Here is an 18,803-nt window from a genome sequence, read left to right as displayed (position 1 = left end):
AGGATATGACTGAGCTTCCCTCCCTGCTGATCCTGACGTTCTCGCCCATCCGCTCGGACCCCCGGGTGCTCAAGCAGGTGGAACTGTTCAAGGACAAATACCGTGTGACCACGTGCGCCTATGGTGCGGCGCCCGACGGCGTGGCGGAGCATTTTGCGCTTCCCGAGGACTCGCGGGGATGGCCATCGGACAAGGTCGGGTTGATCACGCGGCAGTACGCGAAAGTTTATGACGGCCTTCCTGCCGTGCAGTCAGCCCGGGCCGTGCTGCCCAAGGGCCGGTTTGACGTCATCTTGGCCAACGACCTCAACACACTCCCGCTGGCTCTGGACTTGGAACCCAGGCTGGGTGTCCATGCCGACCTGCATGAGTTTGCGCCCAGGGAAAAGGAAGACAACCTCAAGTGGCGGATGTTCATTGCGCCGTTCATGCGGTGGCTGTGTTCGCGCTACCTTGCCGGGGCTTCCTCTGTGACCACGGTGTCCCAGGGTATCGCAGATGAGTACCTCACGGACTATGGAACGCCGACGGGGGTCGTCACCAATGCCGCCCCCTACGCCGAAGGAACGGTCAGGATGGTGGGGGCGACGGTGCGTCTTATTCACAGCGCCGCCGGCCAGCGCTACCGAAAGCTGGAGAATTTCATCGAGGCCATGAAGGACGCCCCGGAATGGCTGTCCCTCGACATGATAGTCATGCCCAATGAACCGGACTACGTGGCCGAGCTCAAGGCCCAGGCCGCCAGCGTCCCGTCCATCAGCTTCCGGGAACCCGTGCCGTACAAGCAGTTGGTCTCCACGCTGAGCGAATATGACGTCTCCGTGGTGTTCCTGCCGCCCACCAACTTCAACCTGAAGAATGCCCTGCCCAACAAGTTCTTCGAAGCCGTCCAGGCACGGATCGGCCTGATCGTGGGGCCTTCCCCCGCCATGGTGGGCCTGGTCGAGGAATACGGGCTCGGCGCCATCACGGAGGGCTTCTCGGCGGAGTCGCTGCGCAGGACGCTTTGGGCGCTGACACCGGAATCCATTAACACCTGGAAGCGGGCCGCCGATGCCGCTGCCCGGCCGCTTTCGGCCGAATCCCAGATTGCAGTGTGGGACGCGGCAATCGCGAAAATCGCCGGCAGCAGGCACACGGCGGCAAGCTGATTTGGCGCTACCCTTCCCGGCGGTTTCGCCAGGCACCGGGGGCCGGCGCGGCGGAGCAGCCCCGCCACGCCAACGGAGGCGGCCTTGGCCGGGCTAGCCGCCGATCGTCGTTCCTGTCACGGGCTGCTTCACCACGGTGGCCGCGCCCCAGACGCGGGGTGCGGCTATCGGGTAAAAGCGGACCGTACCGTCCGGGGAATGGGCCAGCACGCCGGTGTCACGCGGACCCGCGAAACCCGTGGCCCCGGAAAACTGGCGGAAGGCCGCCCATCCGGAACCAACCAGCGGACGGGTTTCTGCGATAAACGTGCCGTTGCCGTCTGACCTGTACAGGCGCATGGCTCCTACCTGATCAATGGCCAGCAGGTCCTGTCTGCCGTCGAGATCGAAATCGACCATGACAATGCGCAGCGGGCCCCAACCGCTCCCGATCTGGAGTCCGGTTGAAAGCGTGGCGCCGGACTGGTTGGGCCAGTGGAACAGCCTACCGGCGGCATCAATCCCCACGACCCCTGGATACCGCTGGCTCGAGACCCACTTGCCAACGGCAATTCGGATGGATCCCCATCCTGAGGACCCGACGGTGACGGGGGAGCCAAACCCCGGGCCCTTGGCGCCGGCATAGACCGACATTTTTCCGGAATTCCATTGGGCCAGAACGTCCGGGATGCCGTCCTGGTTCCAGTCGACGACATGAAGGCTCGTGAGACCCTTCCACCCCACGCCGATGGGGTATGGCGCGCGCAGCTGTCCTGTCCCGGTCGCCGCGGAGTTCCAAAGTATGCCCTGGGCGTCGGCGGAAACGACGTCGTTCACGCTCGTGATTGCTTGTTGCCCCGTCAACGCCTGGCTCCCCGCAATGGTGTTTCCTCCCCACCCGGCAGCGAGGGTCGATGCTGCGCCGAAGCGCGACTGGGAGGTGGGGTAGTACAGGACCGTACCGTCGGCCGTCCTGGCCAGCAGTCCCCTCGAGCCGCTCGAGGTGAAGCCGTTGGCGGGGCCGGCGCTGGTCATGTTGTTCCAGCCGGTCCCGATGGTGGGACGCGGTTCCGCAATGAGTTGCCCCTTGCCGTTGGATCGGTAGAGCACCAGGCGCCCGATATTGTCGATTGCGGCAATGTCGGCGTTGCCATCCCCGTCAAAGTCCGTCATGATCGGGTGCATGCGCGTCATGCCCTGGGCCACGGCAGTGCCGGCCGTAAGGGAGGTTCCGTTGGTAGTGGTGAAGGATGTGAGGGAACCGTCGGAGGCCTGGGCAACGATGGCGGGGTACTTCGCGCCGCGGACCCATTGGCCGACCGTGATGTCGTAGCCGGCCCAGCCGGACCCCGCCAACGTGAGCGGCGCGGTAAACCCGCCCGCGGCGGCGCCAGGATAGAGGGTCAGCTGGCCGTTGGTCCACTGGACGAGGAGATCCGCAACGCCGTCTGCGTTCCAGTCGGTGGCGTGCACAGACTTGACGCCTATGAACCCGGAACCAATCTGGGTGCGTTCGCCGAGTCTGGCGCCGGCTGCGGGGTAGCGCCACAATGCCCCGGCTGGGTCCGCCGCCACGACGTCCGAAGCCGCCTTGATGGAGGGAGCGGGCGCGACCACCGGCGGATTGCTCGGGACGGGCTTGCCTGCTGGCGGCTGGGGCGCTGGCGGTATGTTGTTGATGTTCTCGGCGCCGGCAATGAGATACGTTCCCCACCCGCTGCCAACTACCGAAGCACTCCCAAACGACGATTTGCCCGTTAGCGGAACATAGCTCAAGGCCCCTTGTGCCGTCCGCCGGATCAGGCCGGCGGACCCCGGTGACGCGAAGCCGCTGTAGACCGTGACGCTGGTGAACGCGTTCCAGCCGGTGGCCACGGTATTCCGAGCCTCGGCCGTGAACCCCCCAATGCCGTTCGACCGGTAAAGGCGAACAGCACCCGACGGGTCCTGGGCCAGCAAGTCCTGGTTTCCGTCCCCGTCGAAGTCGACCATGGTCAGGTTCAGCGAATTCCAGCCTTGTCCGATCTGCGTTCCGGCGTCGATTCCATTGCCGGACGAGTTTCTCCACAGTTTAAGGACGCCCGAGTCGGAGCGTGTCAGGATCTGTGGATACCGGGCAGCGTTGAGCCAATAGCCGATGGTGAGCTGGTTGGTGCCCCATCCGGACGCAACCAAGGTCACGGGGGCGGCGAAGCCGCCGGCCGGCTGCCCCTTGTAGAGGGACACGCTGCCGGAATTCCATTGCGCCACGACGTCAAGGGTGCCGTCGGCGTTCCAGTCAATCACATTGACGGAGCGCAGCCCCTTCCATCCCGAGCCGATCTGCTTCCGGATGCCGAGACTTCCAGAGCCGGTCGCAGGATAGTCCCAGAGGGCTCCGTTGGCATCAACAGCCACCACGTCCGCGGGCGACGGTATCGAAGGCTTGGGCATCGGGAGGGACGGCGACGGCGCCGGGCTGGGGGCGGGTCCGTCGGCTTTCGTGGCAAAGGTCGCCAGGCTCGCCTGGGTGCCGTTCCAGGTGTTGGAGTCGCCGGCAAAGGGGCCCGTTGAGCTGTACTGCCACACGCTGTAATTGCTCCAACCGCCCGGCATCCACGGATCAGAAGTGCCGTAGGCGGCTATGTGCAGGGGCTGGCCGGTAAACGCCGTTGAGTTGCCGGTGCAGTCCTGCCACCAGTAATAATTTGTGTAGATCATGGGCAGGCGTCCCGTTCGGGCTTGGACCTGCTTGGAAAAGGCGCTGATCCAGGCCACCATCTGCGTTTGGCTCAGCCCATAGCAACTGGCGCCGTAGGGGTTGTTTTCGATGTCCAGCAAGGGAGGCATCGTTTTGCCGTCGGCGCTCCATCCCCCCCCATTGCTGGTGAAGAAGTTGGCCTGGGTCGCGCCGTCGGACTGGTTGGGGATGGCGAAGTGGTAGCCGCCGCGCAGCATGCCAACTTTGGAGGCGCCCACGAAATGTGAGGAGAACGAGCTGTCGCGGAAGGAGGTCCCTTCGGTGGCCTTGATATACACGAAGCGGGCGCCGAGCCTCCATTGCGACGCCCAGTCGACGCTGCTCTGCGTGTGCCCGGTGTCCGAGGTCTGCCAGCCACTGACGTCCATTCCCAGCACGCCACCCGGTGTGGCTGCCGAGAGCGGCTGGGCAACAGATCCCGACATGGGCGCGGCGGTTTGCCGTCGCAGCTGTGGCCGTGGCTGTTGGCCCGCGCCCTGCTCGGCGAGGCCTATGCCCATGTAGGCGCCATATTTCGCCACTTCGGCGGCTGGCGGAGCGGACGTTGGGGATGGCGTCGTACCGGGCGCTGGCGTCGGATCAGCCGGGGGTGCCGGATCAGCAGAGGGTGTTCCCGCCGCCGTCGGCGGTGCGGTGGGGCCCGGCGTGGCGGCAACCGCCGTCGGGCTCGACACCACGCCAGACGGCGTTGCCGGCACGGCCGACGTCGATGTGGCAGTCGGAACCGCATCCCCGGGGGCGGCCGTGGCAGGAACCGACCCCATCGAAACGGCCAGGCAGGCGGCGAGCAGACCCGCGCCCGCGGCTCGTGCGGCGCCAAGCGATAATTCCCTTGCCGAAAAATGGGTCAGCCTGGACCGAGTCGAAATCATGGATGGGCTCCGGTGCGGTGTTGAAGTGGTTTGGCCATCAGGAGGCAAAACACAGGAAGGAACCCAAGCGTGCCCCCAGGCCTGCTTAGCATCCAGAGTACCCCGGTGGTGCTGAAGTGATCAATGTTTCTCAGGCGACGGATGTGGCAGTACTTACGATGCGTACCAGCAGTGCCCGGCAGCAGGGCACACTTCAATCCCTGCGCGTTCCGACTGGAATAAAACCTTAGAGGCGGTAGATGGCACGAAGCCGCGCTTGAAGGATCCTGCGGTCGCCCTTGGGGAGGCGGGCGCTGGCCTCGAGCACGCCGGTCGCAAAGTCCTGGATGTCGGGATCCGTGGGGTACGGCTGGTTGGAGCGGGGACGGTTGTAGAGGACGGTGGACGCCGAACCCTTGAACCCGATGGCGACCTCGGCCAGCGCTTGGAACGACTGCTCCAGAACCACGTCGTCGCTCTTGCGGTCCCATGGGCGGGAACGGCTGAGCTGGCTTGAATGGCGGCGGTAGAGAACGGTCGGCAGCGCGTCCAGTCGGCGCATGCGAAGGCCGAGCGTCGCCGCTCGAAGCCACATGTCATAGTCTTCGGCGTGTGTCTTTTGGTACCCGTTCAGGGACTCCAGGGCGGCGCGGGTGGCGTACATCGTGGGGTTGGCCAGGACATTGCCGAGCAGCAGGTGCAGGGGGACAGCGTCAACCGAAAGGCCACGCTCCAACTGCGGGCGGAACGGCAGGTTCCGCGCGCTGATCAACAGCATGGGCGAAAACACGATGTCCGCGCCTTGGAGGGCCCGGCGTTCGACGGAGAAGCGCCATGGCAGGCAGATGTCGTCGCCGTCCATGCGCGCAACATGTTCGCCGCTCGCATGCCCGAGCAACGCGGTTCCGGCGGCTGCAACGCCAACGGATTCGTCATTACGGAAAACCTTAAGGCGCTTGTCCCGCACACCGGCCAAATATTCACCGGTGCCGTCGGTGCTGCCATCGTCCATGACCAACAGCTCCGAGTCGCGCGGCATGGCAAACAACGTGCTCGCGATGGTGGACTTTAGATACGGCATGCCGTTCTTGACGGGGATCATCACGCTCAACTGCGCCACGGCCAACCTCGGAATTCTGTTGTTGTTTCATGGGAGGAACCGCGTCGGGAGACTGGAACCAGGGGTGAACCGACTCCGCGGATGCGGCCGTGTCCGATGCAACTTTAGTTGACGGGCATCAGCCGCCGCCAATTGGGCGGCGGCTCCAACGAGCCGATGTTGGAGCGGCTTCGGCAGCGCCCCGCGCCCTATAGGCTGGAGCGCATGAAAGTTTTGGTGACCGGCGGCGCCGGCTACATAGGTTCACACACTGTTCTCTGCCTGCTGGAAGCCGGGCACAGCGTCGTCGTCCTGGACAATCTGGCCAATTCCTCGGCGGAGTCGCTGCGCCGCGTGGAGGAATTGACGGGCAGACACCCGGATTTTGTCGAACTCGACCTCCTGGACGCCGACGGGGTTGACGGCCTGTTTGCGCGGGGCGCGTTTGACGCCGTGATCCACTTTGCCGGGCTCAAGGCCGTGGGGGAGTCCGTGGCCAAGCCGCTGATGTACTACCAAAACAACATCGCCGGCACCCTGAACCTGCTGGCGTCCATGGACAGGCACGGTGTGCGCACCATCGTGTTCAGTTCCTCCGCCACCGTGTACGGCGCCAGCGAGGAGGTTCCGCTCGTCGAGAAGATGCCGCTGGACGCCACGAACCCGTACGGACGCACCAAGGAACAGATTGAGGACATCCTCACGGACCTCGGTGCCGCCGACCCCACCTGGCACGTCGCACTGCTGCGCTATTTCAATCCGGTCGGCGCCCACGAGTCCGGCCGGATCGGCGAGGACCCCAGCGGCATTCCCAACAACCTGCTGCCGTTCGTGGCCCAGGTGGCGGTGGGGCGCCGCGAGAAGGTCATGGTGTTTGGCAACGACTACCCGACGCCGGACGGCACCGGCGTGCGCGACTACATCCACGTCATGGACCTGGCCGCCGGGCACCTGGCCGCGCTGGACTACCTGCCCGCCCATCCCGGGGTCTTCCGATGGAACCTGGGCACGGGCAACGGCTCGTCGGTCCTTGAGGTCATCCAGGCGTTTGGTGACGCCGCCGGCAAGCCGGTCCCTTTCGAGTTCGCGCCCCGCCGCCCTGGCGACGCCGCGGTGAGCTACGCGGATCCGTCAGCGGCGCTGGCGGACTTGGGCTGGTCAGCACACCGGAACCTCGCCCAGATGTGCCAGGACCACTGGCGCTGGCAGCGCGAGAACCCGCAGGGGTACGGGGCCTAGCCGAGGTCCAAGGCTGTCCAAGTGTTCAGCGTCCTGCTTGACAGGTCGCCACGTCCGGAACCGGCATGGCTTTTAGCAACCAACCACCTTATATAGCTTGGCCGCGCCTTGCCGGTCCACAAGTTTCAGTGTTGAAGAAGCCTTGATGTCGACAAAAGAAGGGTAGATCCTGGCTTCAGGAAACTGGAGCATGTAAAAGGATCCAAAATCGAGTACATATTGAATGTTCGCCGCTTTTGCTGCCTTGCAAGTTTTTGACCCTGGAACGGCATTCACAAGGCCTTTGGCCGCCACTGCCACCGGTGCTGACGGGCCAGGCGAGAGGTGGTATTGAGACACCTTCCGTCCCGAGACGGCATAGGCCAGCGAGCCACCGTTAAATGGGTCGACCCCAATCACTGCATCCGCCGGAACGTCCTTGTCGAGGCGCTGCATCAATTTGTATTCGTCCGTGGACACCACCCAGCCCGGGGTCCAAGACCAGGACTGCTTGATCTTGGCGCTGATGTAGTCCAGGCCTTTGTGGTTTGCCTGCATTGAGAGGGGCGTGAGGACTGAAGCGGCCACCACCAGGGCCAGGAGGCCGCCTGCCATTCGGAGGAGGGCTGCTGGACGCAGAAGCGTTTCCTGGACAGCGGGAGAAATCCTGGCCGCGAGCCAACGGGCGCCGGCGGCGAGGGCCGAGGCGACGCCGTCGACCCCCACTCCCGCCAGAACTATCGTGAACAGGGGGACAAGGGCCGCCAGGCGGTATGGGTCCTGGTACCAGCTGCCGACCAGAAACTGGCGGAGCGGGCCAGTCGGCAGGTAGGCCGCTATGACGTAGAGACCACCGGCGGCCGCCATCGCACCTACCATCCACCAGCCCCTCCGCTTGATCATGATGACCAGCAATCCAGCTGCAGCCATAAATGATGCCAGCCAGGTGAATCTGCCCCCCAGCAGACCGCCTGTGAACACATCCTTGACAGCATCATGCAAAGACCTGGACGGCTTCCAGGCGTCAAAGCCAAGAATGAGTGCCTTCCAGATAAGCAGGACGAGGACTATGGAGGCTGCGCCCCAGGCCAAGGTGATGACTGCCTGCCGGACGCGTCGGCGGGAATGAAGTCCGTCGACAAACTGGCGGAGCCAGCGGCCGGCGACAATCGGCACGGTCAACGCCAAGAGCGCACTGAAGCCGTTGGGTTGGGTGAGGAAAAGCGCTGCGATGCCCACTGGCAGCATCATTGACAGGGTGAACATGGTGGCGATCGGCTCCCGAAGCCGGCCAAACAAGCCTGCCACGACAAGAACCGCCAGGGGCAGAAGACTATATGAGAGCGTGTTGGGGAAAAGCGGCCCCCACTGAAGCAGTTGGTAGGGAAATATCCAGAATCCGGCGGACAGGACTCCGGCGACCAGCACAGGAAGGATGCGCGGGCCGAGGATGCCACGGACCAGGCAGATGCAGGCGAAGGGCCAGAGCAACGCGGCAACGGCCACTGTCAGCGCGTTTTCCGCGACCAAGACGTTGACTGATGCCAGCTGCGCCACCAGGGCGGCGAGTGAGTGCCACACCGAGGGATAAAGGGAAATGCCATGCCCGCCAGAGAGCATGTTGCCCAAATTGAGGGTCGACGCATTGCCCGTTTCGAGGATGTATCTGATGGCGTTCAGGTGGAAGACATTGTCGTAGACCTGCCCAAAGGAGTCTGGGCTCCCCATCGCTGGCAGCAGGCGGCCCATGACCAGCGTGGCTGCGACGGCCAGGGATGCGATCACGGCAATCCAGCCCAGAAATACCGGCCCTGAAGACCTACCGACTGGGGTGGCCCCGCCATGCACGAGCCTACGGATCCCCCATGCAGCCGCCGTGCAGATAACCGTGACTCCCGCGAGAAGCCAAAGCGACCACGGAATATGTGTCACTCCGCCAATAATGCCAGCAACGCCCACTAGGCCGCAGGAGCCCAGGGGAGCCAGTGCGGCCAGGGAAAATCCCCTTGCCCCCAGTCCGCGCGCCAAGAAGAGGCCCGGCAGGAAGAGCAGTACGGCGGCTGTGCCAATTGCCGGTACTGCCTGCCACCAAGTCATGCCACTGTCCGCCGATCGTTAGAAGTCCGCCCCGAGTCTAGCAAGCGAACGTGCCAATCAACGGCACCATGTGGCGGCTGGTCAATCGACGCCGAGCCGCCCCATGAGCCACTCCATGTTGTGGTAGACGCCATAGCGCCAGGCTGGCCAGGCGTGCCCCCCGGGTGCCTCTTGCAGCCGGACGTCCATGCCGGCGTGTTCCATGGCACGGAACACCTCGACCCCCTGCGGCCGGTAGAACGTGTCGCCGGCACCCACCGTCACCACGCCCGCAACGCCCTTGTAGCGGCGGCTCTTGAGAATATTGAGCGCGTTTTGCTTGGCGAAGTCGGCAGTGCTGCCACCAAAGTACTTCTTGACTAGATAGGCATGTCCTTGTGAAATGGTGGGCTCGGATTCGCCGGAACTGTCGATGAAGGTCGGATACACCTCGGGATGGTTGACGGCCAGCGTCATGGCACAGGTGCCGCCATACGAAAACCCGCCGATGGCCCATTGCCGGGGTGAATAGGTTCCGGCCCCGAAGGTCTTCTTGATCCAGTTCGGGACGTCGCGCGTGAGGTAGGTGGCCGCCTGGCCTGCCCTGCTGTTTAGGCACGCCGACGGGTAGTACGCGCCCGAATCGCCCGCGTCGGGCATCACCACAACAGGCGCAAGGCCGTTATGGGCGGCCGCATACTGGTCCATGAACGTCGCGATCCGCCCGCCGCGCAGCCAGTCACCCGTACCGCCCGGAACGCCGTGAATGAGCACCAAGACGGGGAGGTTCGCCTTTGGTGCGGCGAGATAGGCAGGTGGGAGATAGACGTAGCCATTAGCCGTTGCCAGGTGGGAGATGGTGCCGGGGATGTGGACGAAAACGACCTCGCCGTGGTCGGGCATGTTGGCGGGTGGCCGCCACGTGGCCGGGGTGGTGGGTCCGGTGCGCGCCGGCGGCGACATCCTGCCGTAGTCGGCCTCGAACTGGCCCAAGGTTTTTACGGTGGTCCCGGTGGCGGTGAAAAGGGAACCGAGGGTGGGGTAGTACTCAAAGTTCTGGTTCGCGAGGCCCGCTGCTGAAAGAAGGACGACGGCGGCAACCGGCGCCACCAGCAGCCGTGCCCAGAGGCGACGCAGGGTTACCAGTTTCGGCACGATCATCAAAACGGCGAACAGTGCCAGTCCAGCGTAGATGTACAGCCTGCGCGGCAGCGGCTCGCCCCACAGGTTCCAGACCTTCTCGGCCAGGTACCAAAAGATGACGGTCGCGGCGACTGAAATTACCAGGGCACCGGGCACCCAGCGGGTCAGGACGCGCCTGTTCCCCCAGACCAGCCACAGCAGCGCGAGCAGGCCGGCGGCGATGAGCGCGGCGGGCACGGCGCCGTTGATGATGGGCAATTGGAGGAGCGAATTCACTCGTTCAGAATAATGGCCGTTCCATGATGGCACTCTGGGAAAAGCCTGTGAGAACACGCCCGCCCGCGGCACCGCAGGTTGTCCACAGCTGATACTGCCTCTGGCGTGTTCTCCATTCTCCGGACTAAGCTCCACTGTCAAGGGGATAAGGGCCGCAACGGGGCGGAGACGCACGATGGATGCACTTGCTTTGGTTGAGGGTGAGGTTCGCGAACTCATCCGGCGGAAGGGCCTTGACCCCTTGCGGGAGGGCAGCGAGGTCCGGCACCTGGTGGAGGCCGCGGTCAACGACTACGGAGAGCGGTCCCTCGTCGGTGCCGTCCCGCCGCTGGCCCATGCCGGGGACGCCATGCAGCACGTATACGACGCCGTTGCCGGCTTTGGCGCCCTGCAGCCGTTCCTGGACGACCCCGACATCGAGGAAATCTGGCTCAACGCCCCGGATGAGGTCTTCGTGGCCCGCAACGGCGAATCCGAGCTGACCACCCTGGCGTTTACCGCACAGCAGGTGTGCGACCTGGTCGAGAGGATGCTGAAAAGTTCGGGCCGCCGCCTTGATCTGAGCAGTCCCTTTGTCGACGCCGCGCTTCCGGACGGCTCCCGGCTGCACGTGGTCATCCCCGACATCACCGCCAGCCATTGGGCCGTGAACATCCGCAAGTTCACTGCCCGCGCCAGCCGCCTGGAACACCTTGTCGAGTTGGGCTCGCTCACGCCGCAGGCCGCCCGCTTTCTCGGCGCCGCGGTCAGCAGCGGTTTGAACATTCTCGTTTCCGGGGCCACCCAGGCCGGCAAGACCACCCTGCTGAACTGCCTCGCGGCCGGCATCGGCTCCCGCGAACGGGTGGTGACGGTGGAAGAGATTTTTGAGTTGCGGCTGCCATTGCGCGACGTGGTGGGCCTGCAGTGCCGCCAGCCCAACCTAGAAGGCGCAGGTGAAATTCCGCTGCGCCGCCTCGTCAAGGAGGCCCTGCGGATGCGACCCGACCGGCTCATTGTGGGCGAGGTCCGGGAGGCCGAGAGCCTGGACATGCTCATCGCCCTGAACAGCGGCCTCCCTGGAATGGCCAGTGTCCATGCCAACTCGGCCCACGACGCCGTCGTCAAGATTTGCACGCTGCCCCTGCTGGCCGGGGAAAACATCAGCGCGGCCTTCGTGGTTCCCACCGTTGCTGCCTGCATAGACCTGGTGGTCCACTGCGTCAGGCTGCCCAACGGAAAACGCCGCGTGGGCCAGATCCTCTCGCTGGGCCGCCGCGTGGAAAACGGCGTCATCGAATCCGGGATGGCCTTTGACACCGTCGACGGCCGGCTCGCGCCATCCGCCTCCGCCATGCCGTCACCGGAAAAGTTTGCAGCCGCCGGCTACAGCGTCGCAGCGCTCATGGGGGAGCCCTGATGTCGGCACTCGTGGGGCTGTTGGCCGGGCTGGGCCTGTTCCTGGTGTGGACGTCCTGTTGGAGCATGCCCGAACAGCGGCCAAGGACGGCCCGGCCCGGCAGGCTTGAGGAACTGCTCCAGCAGGCAGGCGTGGCCCAGGTGACGCCGTCGTCGCTGCTCGCCAGCACGCTGGGGTTTGCCGTCCTGGCCGCGCTGCTGGTGTTTGTGCTGACCGGGGCCGCGCCCATCGCCCTGTGCCTGGGCCTGTTCGCGGGGTACGTCCCCTTTGCCCTGCTGCGCTGGCGGGCACGACGCCGTTCCTCCGTCCTGCGCGAACTCTGGCCCGACGTCGTGGACCACTTGAGGTCCGCCATCCGCGCCGGACTCTCCCTCCCGGAGGCGCTGATCCAGCTGGGAGTCAAGGGACCCGTGGAACTGCGCGGTGAATTTCTCAGCTTTGGGGCCGACTACCGGTCCACGGGCCACTTCGAGGCGGCGCTGGAAAAGCTCAAGGGGCGCCTGTCCGATCCCGTCGCGGACCGTATCATCGAAGCCCTTCGGCTGACCCGCGACGTCGGCGGCACCGACCTCGGGCGCTTGCTCGGCACATTGGCGGAATTCCTCCGGGACCATGCCCGCACCCGGAGCGAACTCGAGGCCCGCCAATCCTGGACCGTCAACGCTGCCCGACTGGCCGTGGCCGCACCGTGGATCGTGCTGATGCTCATGGCCACACGGCCCGAAGCCATCGCGGCCTACAACACCGCGGCAGGCTGGCTGGTGCTGGGCGGCGGGCTGCTGGTTTCGGTCGTGTGCTACCGGCTCATGCTGCGCATTGGGGCGCTGCCCAACGAACGGCGGGTGCTGCAGTGAACGGCCACGCCGCCGCCACCCTCGCCGCAGGACTCGTTCAGGGACTGGGGCTGTGGCTGATGTTTGTCCGCCTGCCGGCCATGCGACGTCCCACTTTTGCCGAACGCGTGGAGCCGCAGCTGCGCAGCGTCGCGAGCCGCTCCGGCCTGCTCGCGCAGGAGGAAACAGGTGCTCTCTTTGGTCCGCTCGGACGCATCTTCCGCCTGCTGGTCTCCGATGCGGTCACGCGGCTCGGAAGGGCCAACATCAGTGTCAAGGGACTCGCCTCGCGGCTGGAACGTGCGGGCCGGAGTGAATCCCCGCTGGAATTCCGGGCCATCCAACTGATGTGGACCGGCGCGGGCATGGTCGTCGGATTGGCGCTCTCCCTGATCCTGCTCTGGCACGGGCATGCCAACGTCATGGGCGGGCTGGCGCTCACGGGCGGCCTCATGCTGGGCGGCTACCTTGGCTGTGACTACCTCCTCGGCGTCCGGATCAAGCGCCGCCAGTCCCTCATCCTCGCCGAATTTCCTGCCCTGGCTGAACTTATGGCGCTGGCAGTGGGCGCCGGCGAGAGCGCAGGCAGTGCCCTGGACCGGGTGGCCCGGCAATCCCGCGGCGAGCTGTCCGGCGAATTCTCCAAGATCGTCGCCCAGACCAGGGCCGGCACACCGCTGGTGGAGGCGCTGGGAGAGTTCTCCGACCGTCTCGGCATCCCGGCGCTGGCCCGCTTCGTTGACGGGATAAGCGTTGCGGTCAACAGAGGCACGCCGCTGGCCGATGTCCTGCGTGCGCAGGCACAGGACGTACGCGACGTGGCCAAGCGGGAACTGATGGAGGCGGCCGGGCGCAAGGAAATCGCCATGATGGTGCCGCTCGTTTTCGGCGTGCTGCCGCTGACCGTCATCTTTGCCGTTTTCCCCGGCCTGGCCCTGCTGCAGTTTGGCTTCTGATGCCCGCTGACCCGCCGTCGCCGCACCCGCCGGATGTGATCCGCGTGGCGGAGCAGGTCAAACGCACCCGACAGAAAGGCGTAAGACACAAAGGCGCCCAGCGCGAAGGAACTCGGCAAGAACGTGCCCGCTGCGAACGTGCCCGCCGTGGAGAGGCCGACGGCAGCGCCGGCGTCCACGGACCCACCTTTGACCACCACACTCATCGCGAACACAGCACAGAGGGGAAACACCATGGAAAAGATCCATCCGCCGGCGGAACGCGCGCTGGCACTCCAGGCGGCAGGTCAGCAGCGGCTGGCGGCAGTTCAGCAGTGGCTGGCCGCGTGGCTGTCCGGCTGGCTGGCCGGACCGAAGCAGTTCCGGCTCCGCCCGGCCACCGGAAGGACGCGCGGGGACGTGCCCGGCTGGGTGCTCATCACCCTGATGTCGGCGGTGCTCGTGGCCGGGCTCCTCGCCATCGCCGGGCCCGCCCTGGCAAAGATGTTCAACGAGGCCATGGACCAGGTCCATCCCTGATCCCGGAGCAGCCCGCGCCCAGGGACGAGCGGCCCGCGCCGTGGCCGGAGCGGGCCGCCGGCAGGGACGAACGGGGCGCGGCGGTGGTCGACTTCGTGCTGGTCTCAGCCATTGTGACGGTCATGTTCCTGGCCCTGATCCAGCTGGCACTGGTGCTGCATGTGCGCAACACCGTGGCTGACGCGGCATCGTCGGCGGCCAGATACGGTGCGCTCGCCGACCGCACCGCGCAGGACGCACGGGACCGCGCCGAACTTCTCATCGGCTCCGCGCTGGGCAACGGATTCACCCGGGAGGTCTCCGCCACCGTGTCCTCCTCGAACGGGATCCCCCTTCTGACGGTTTCCGTCTCGGCACCGCTGCCGCTGCTGGGACTGTGGGGACCGGCGCGCAGCCTGGAAATGAGCGGCCATGCCGTCATTGACAGGTAGGCCGGCCGCGGAACTGCGCGCGGGCCCCGAGCAGGGCAGCGCCATTGTCGAGTTTGTGTTCCTGGCGGTGCTGCTGATGGTTCCGGTGGCGTACCTGATCCTGACTGTGGGAGCCCTGCAGGGCGGGGCCTACGCCGTCGAAGGAGCCGCCGAACAGGCCGCCAAGGTCTTTGTCATCCAGTCCGACGACGGCGCGGCGCGGCAGGCTGCGGAAACGGCCGTCTCGATGGCCGTCACCGACATGGGCTTCGATCCCGCCGACGCGTCGCTCGCCATCACCTGCGACGGCGGCTGCCAGACGCCGGGCACGATGGTACGTGCCCTCGTTACCCTGCGCGTGGACCTTCCGTTGGTGGGAGGACTGCCCGGCACCCGCCTGTCCGCCGCCCAGGTGCAGGCTTCCGCGGCGCAAAAGGTGGGCCGCTTCAAATGAGCCAGGCCAAGGACAGCCCGCGGCAGAACTGGCGGGACGGGCAGAACCGGCAGGAAGGGCACGTCATGGTGCTCATGATCGGATATGTCCTGATCGCGCTCCTTCTCATCACCGTGGTGGCCGCCGGATCCAGCCTCTACATCGGCCACAAAAGGCTCCTGTCCATGGCCGACGGCGCGGCGCTCGCCGCTGCTGACACCTTCACGCTCAGCGGCGGGTCCGTGGACACGGACCCCGGCACCCGGCTGACCGGCCAAGGCGTCAACGCCGCGGCCCGCGACTATCTGGCCGGCGTCGAGGTGCCCAGGGCGTTGTCCGGCGTGCAGATTGTCGGGGGCACGGGGACCGCCGACGGCCGCACCGCACAGGTGCAGCTGAGCGGCGTCGTGCATCCCGTGTTCATCAATTTCCTGGTCCCGGACGGGATCGTGCTGACCGTGACCGGAACCGCCCGGGCGCATCTGGTTCTCTGAAACCAGGCGCTCCCGCCGGAGGAGCCCCGGGCATGCCGTAGGCTTGAACATCATGGCTGAGATCGACTTTTCCGCAGAAATCAAGGCGCTGCGCGCCACCTACGTCTCCATCGAACAGGTGTCCGAGGTGGACAGGCTGCTGGAAGACATCGAGGATTTATCGGACCAGGCAGGTTCGCCCAACCTGTGGGACGATCCCGCCGCGGCCCAGAAGGTGACGTCCAGGCTCAGCCACGCCCAGTCCAAGCTGGAGAAGCTGCGCACCCTGGAAGCCCGGATCGACGATCTGGAAGTCCTGGTGGAGCTGGCCCGGGAAGAGAACGACGCCGACTCCCTCGCCGAGGCGGCCAAGGACCTTCCTGTGCTGCAAAAGTCGTTGAAGGATCTGGAGATCGTGACATTGCTGGCGGGGGAGTACGACGAACGCGAGGCCGTGGTGACCATCCGGTCCGGCGCCGGCGGCGTGGACGCCGCCGACTTCGCCGAGATGCTGCTGCGCATGTACCTGCGCTGGGCCGAACGCCACGGCTACCCCACCGCCGTTTTGGACACGTCCTACGCCGAGGAGGCCGGGCTGAAGTCCGCCACCTTCGAGGTCAAGGCGCCGTACGCGTTCGGCACGCTCAGCGTGGAGGCGGGCACGCACCGGCTGGTGCGCATCAGCCCGTTCGACAACCAGGGCCGGCGCCAGACGTCCTTTGCCGCCGTCGAGGTCATCCCGTTGATCGAGCAGACGGACAGCATCGAGATCCCGGACAATGAGATCCGCGTGGACGTCTTCCGCTCCTCGGGACCCGGCGGGCAATCGGTCAACACCACTGACTCCGCCGTCCGGCTCACCCACCTTCCCACCGGCACGGTGGTGTCCATGCAGAATGAAAAGTCGCAGATCCAGAACCGCGCAGCGGCCATGCGCGTGCTGCAGTCGCGGCTGCTCCTGCTCAAAAAGGCTGAGGAAGACGCCACCAAGAAGGCCATGGCCGGCGACGTCAAGGCATCCTGGGGTGACCAGATGCGCTCCTACGTCCTCAACCCGTACCAGATGGTCAAGGACCTGCGCACGGAGTACGAGGTTGGCAACACCTCCGCCGTCCTGGACGGCGAAATCGACGACTTCATCGACGCCGGGATCCGCTGGCGCGCTGACAACCGCAACGCCGAAAACCAGTAACGGGGCGCCCTCCGGGCCGCCTTTGACAGCTTTCCCGTCGCCCGACACACCGAGCCGGGAGCGCGGAAAGACGCGACGGGACGCCTATAGTCGATACGCCGGTGGTTTCTTTCCCCAAACCTAAGCCCAGGCACCGGCATGCCAGTACCGTTCGCTGGAAGGGCAACGAAAAGTCATGATTCGTTTTGAAAATGTGAGCATCGCTTACGACCGAAAGAGCAAACCCGCGCTCGACGACGTCTCGCTGGAGGTCAACCGCGGCGAGTTTGTGTTCCTGGTCGGTTCCTCCGGCTCGGGCAAGTCCACATTCCTGCGCCTGGTCCTGCGCGAGTACAAGACCGAACACGGCCAGGTGTATGTGGCAGGCCAAAATGTGGCCAACGTGCCCAGCTGGCGCGTGCCGAAGTTCCGCCGCGGCATCGGCATTGTGTTCCAGGACTTCCGCCTCATCAACACCAAGACCGTTTTTGCCAATGTCGCCTACGCCATGCAGGTGATCGGAAAGTCCCGCGCCGCCATCCGCACCGAGGTCCCGCGCGTGCTGGAACTGGTGGGCCTGGAAGGCAAGGAACGGCGCCTGCCCACCGAACTTTCCGGTGGCGAGCAGCAGCGCGTGGCCATTGCCCGCGCCATCGTGAACCAGCCGGGCATCCTGCTGGCCGACGAGCCCACGGGAAACCTCGACCCCACCACCAGTGCCGGGATCATGGAAATCCTGGACAAGATCAACCAAAATGGCACCACGGTGGTCATGGCCACCCACGACGACGACATCGTCAACTCCATGCGCAAGCGCGTCATTGAACTGCGCCACGGCCGGGTGGTCCGCGACGAGGCCCGTGCGCAGTACACCTCCATGATGCCGATCGTGGCCGCGGCCCAGCCGCGCACGCAGCCGGACGGCCCCACAGCGGCAGGCGGGCCGTCCGCCGTCGTGCCTTCCACGGACGACGCCGAGCCCCAGACCCGCCGCCAGCGCGCCGTGAGCGCCGCGACAGCCGCCCGCGCGGGGGATGAGTCCATGCCGCCCCGGCTCGAACGCAACAGGGGGCGCGTGTATCCGGCCGGAACGCCCGAGGACAACGCGCCGAAGGGAGGGCAGCCATGAGACTGGCCTTCATCATGAGCGAGTTGGGCAGCGGCCTGCGCCGCAACCTGACCATGGTCATCTCCGTCATCCTGGTGACCTTTGTTTCCCTCACGTTCGTTGGCGCGGCCGGCGTCCTGCAGCTGCAGATCGGCCAGCTCAAGGGCTTCTGGTACGACAAGGTGCAAGTCACCATCTACCTGTGCAACGACGTGCCCACGAACGCCAACTGCGTCTCCGGCCCCGTCACCGCAGACCAGAAGAAGACCATCCAGGCCATGCTGGACTCACCCGCCGTGAAGCCGTACGTGGAGAACTGGACGTTTGAAAGCCAGGCCGAGGCACTGGTCCATTTCAAGGAACAGTTCGCCAATTCGCCCATGTCGGATTCGGTCGAGGCCGGCAACCTGCCGTCGTCGTTCCGGATCAAGCTGACCGACCCGGAAAAGTACCAGATCATCAACGAGTCCTTCTCCGCCACACCGGGCGTGGACTCGGTGGTGGACCAGCGCAAGGTCCTTGAATCGCTGTTCTCGTGGATGAACATCGCCACGATTGTGGCCGTGGGCGTCGCCGTGCTGATGATTGTCTGTGCCGCCCTGCTGATAGCCACCACCATCCGGCTCTCCGCGCAGTCGCGGGCCAAGGAGATTGACATCATGCGGCTGGTGGGAGCGTCCAAGACGGTGATCCAGCTGCCCTTTGTGCTGGAGGGTGTCATCGCCGCAACGGTCGGGGCCCTGCTGGCCTCCGGGGCGGTGTGGGCGATCGTGGAATTCTTCCTCGGCGGCTACCTCGCCAGCGGCAACAGCGGCACCCCCATCATTTCCACCACGCAGGCCCTGGTGATCTACCCGGTCCTGATCCTGCTGGGCGTGGTGCTGGCCGGCGCCGCGTCGGCCGTTTCGCTGCGAAAAAACCTCAAAGTATGATTCACCCGGGAGGGATCCCATCACTGTCCCTCCCGG

The 18,803-nt window shown here is 65.6% G+C and carries 16 protein-coding genes; 12 read left to right on the top strand and 4 right to left on the bottom strand.

The genetic code is table 11. The features are described 5' to 3' along the window. Positions 1–5 precede the first annotated feature (5 nt). The gene (locus DMB86_RS16300) at positions 6–1,151 is read left to right on the top strand and encodes a glycosyltransferase family protein (protein WP_113718709.1); all 1,146 of its coding nucleotides are present in this window, start codon (positions 6–8) and stop codon (positions 1,149–1,151) included. 93 nt (positions 1,152–1,244) lie between these two features. Here the strand turns inward: DMB86_RS16300 and DMB86_RS16295 are convergent, their stop codons facing one another. Beyond that, positions 1,245–4,295, bottom strand: coding sequence for a GH25 family lysozyme (locus DMB86_RS16295; protein ID WP_171814526.1), 3,051 nt, complete (start codon positions 4,293–4,295; stop codon positions 1,245–1,247). A gap of 673 nt (positions 4,296–4,968) precedes the next feature. Beyond that, complete coding sequence (locus tag DMB86_RS16290; protein ID WP_129545572.1) at positions 4,969–5,841, bottom strand: glycosyltransferase family 2 protein; 873 nt, start codon at positions 5,839–5,841, stop codon at positions 4,969–4,971. A 204-nt stretch (positions 5,842–6,045) separates the two neighbouring features. On the opposite strand from DMB86_RS16290, the gene galE reads away from it, so the two are divergent. Continuing rightward, the gene (gene galE / locus DMB86_RS16285; protein WP_113718706.1) at positions 6,046–7,059 is read left to right on the top strand and encodes a UDP-glucose 4-epimerase GalE; all 1,014 of its coding nucleotides are present in this window, start codon (positions 6,046–6,048) and stop codon (positions 7,057–7,059) included. 72 nt (positions 7,060–7,131) lie between these two features. On the opposite strand, the gene DMB86_RS16280 is transcribed toward galE, so the two are convergent. Together DMB86_RS16280 and DMB86_RS16275 are read right to left on the bottom strand one after the other, a co-directional pair. Further along, positions 7,132–9,135, bottom strand: coding sequence for a DUF6541 family protein (locus DMB86_RS16280; RefSeq protein ID WP_335645014.1), 2,004 nt, complete (start codon positions 9,133–9,135; stop codon positions 7,132–7,134). Between the two features lie 81 nt (positions 9,136–9,216). Then, a complete protein-coding gene (locus tag DMB86_RS16275; RefSeq protein ID WP_171814525.1) occupies positions 9,217–10,533 on the bottom strand; it encodes an alpha/beta hydrolase in 1,317 nt (438 codons plus the stop codon). A 175-nt stretch (positions 10,534–10,708) separates the two neighbouring features. On the opposite strand from DMB86_RS16275, the gene DMB86_RS16270 reads away from it, so the two are divergent. The 10 genes from DMB86_RS16270 to ftsX all read left to right on the top strand — a co-directional run bounded on the left by DMB86_RS16270 (position 10,709) and on the right by ftsX (position 18,767). After that, the gene (locus tag DMB86_RS16270) at positions 10,709–11,932 is read left to right on the top strand and encodes a CpaF family protein (protein ID WP_113718704.1); all 1,224 of its coding nucleotides are present in this window, start codon (positions 10,709–10,711) and stop codon (positions 11,930–11,932) included. Then, complete coding sequence (locus DMB86_RS16265) at positions 11,932–12,786, top strand: type II secretion system F family protein (RefSeq protein ID WP_113718703.1); 855 nt, start codon at positions 11,932–11,934, stop codon at positions 12,784–12,786. Before DMB86_RS16270 ends, DMB86_RS16265 begins: the two co-directional genes overlap by 1 nt. Continuing rightward, positions 12,783–13,721, top strand: a complete 939-nt coding sequence (locus DMB86_RS16260) for a type II secretion system F family protein (protein ID WP_227878441.1) — start codon at positions 12,783–12,785, stop codon at positions 13,719–13,721. Before DMB86_RS16265 ends, DMB86_RS16260 begins: the two co-directional genes overlap by 4 nt. Before the next feature lie 234 nt (positions 13,722–13,955). Continuing rightward, on the top strand, positions 13,956–14,240 hold the full coding sequence (locus DMB86_RS16255; protein ID WP_227878440.1) for a hypothetical protein: 285 nt from the start codon (positions 13,956–13,958) through the stop codon (positions 14,238–14,240). Between the two features lie 83 nt (positions 14,241–14,323). Next, entirely contained in the window at positions 14,324–14,671 is a 348-nt protein-coding gene (locus tag DMB86_RS16250) for a TadE family protein (protein WP_113718702.1), read from the top strand. Further along, positions 14,652–15,104: a hypothetical protein gene (locus tag DMB86_RS16245; protein WP_227878439.1), complete on the top strand. Its 453-nt coding sequence runs from the start codon at positions 14,652–14,654 to the stop codon at positions 15,102–15,104. Before DMB86_RS16250 ends, DMB86_RS16245 begins: the two co-directional genes overlap by 20 nt. Then, complete coding sequence (locus tag DMB86_RS16240) at positions 15,101–15,577, top strand: pilus assembly protein TadG-related protein (protein WP_227878438.1); 477 nt, start codon at positions 15,101–15,103, stop codon at positions 15,575–15,577. The genes DMB86_RS16245 and DMB86_RS16240 overlap by 4 nt, the downstream gene beginning before the upstream one ends. 52 nt (positions 15,578–15,629) lie before the next feature. Beyond that, on the top strand, positions 15,630–16,748 hold the full coding sequence (gene prfB / locus DMB86_RS16235) for a peptide chain release factor 2 (protein WP_113719638.1): 1,119 nt from the start codon (positions 15,630–15,632) through the stop codon (positions 16,746–16,748). 175 nt (positions 16,749–16,923) lie between these two features. Next, positions 16,924–17,856 carry a cell division ATP-binding protein FtsE gene (gene ftsE, locus DMB86_RS16230; protein WP_113718701.1) on the top strand — a complete coding sequence of 311 codons (933 nt, stop codon included), beginning with the start codon at positions 16,924–16,926 and terminating at the stop codon, positions 17,854–17,856. Beyond that, positions 17,853–18,767 carry a permease-like cell division protein FtsX gene (gene ftsX, locus DMB86_RS16225; RefSeq protein WP_113718700.1) on the top strand — a complete coding sequence of 305 codons (915 nt, stop codon included), beginning with the start codon at positions 17,853–17,855 and terminating at the stop codon, positions 18,765–18,767. The genes ftsE and ftsX overlap by 4 nt, the downstream gene beginning before the upstream one ends. The last annotated feature ends 36 nt before the right edge of the window (positions 18,768–18,803 follow it).

Source organism: Arthrobacter dokdonellae, from assembly GCF_003268655.1.
Taxonomy (GTDB): Bacteria; Actinomycetota; Actinomycetes; order Actinomycetales; family Micrococcaceae; genus Specibacter; species Specibacter dokdonellae.
This window is presented reverse-complemented; position numbering and strand designations above follow the sequence as displayed.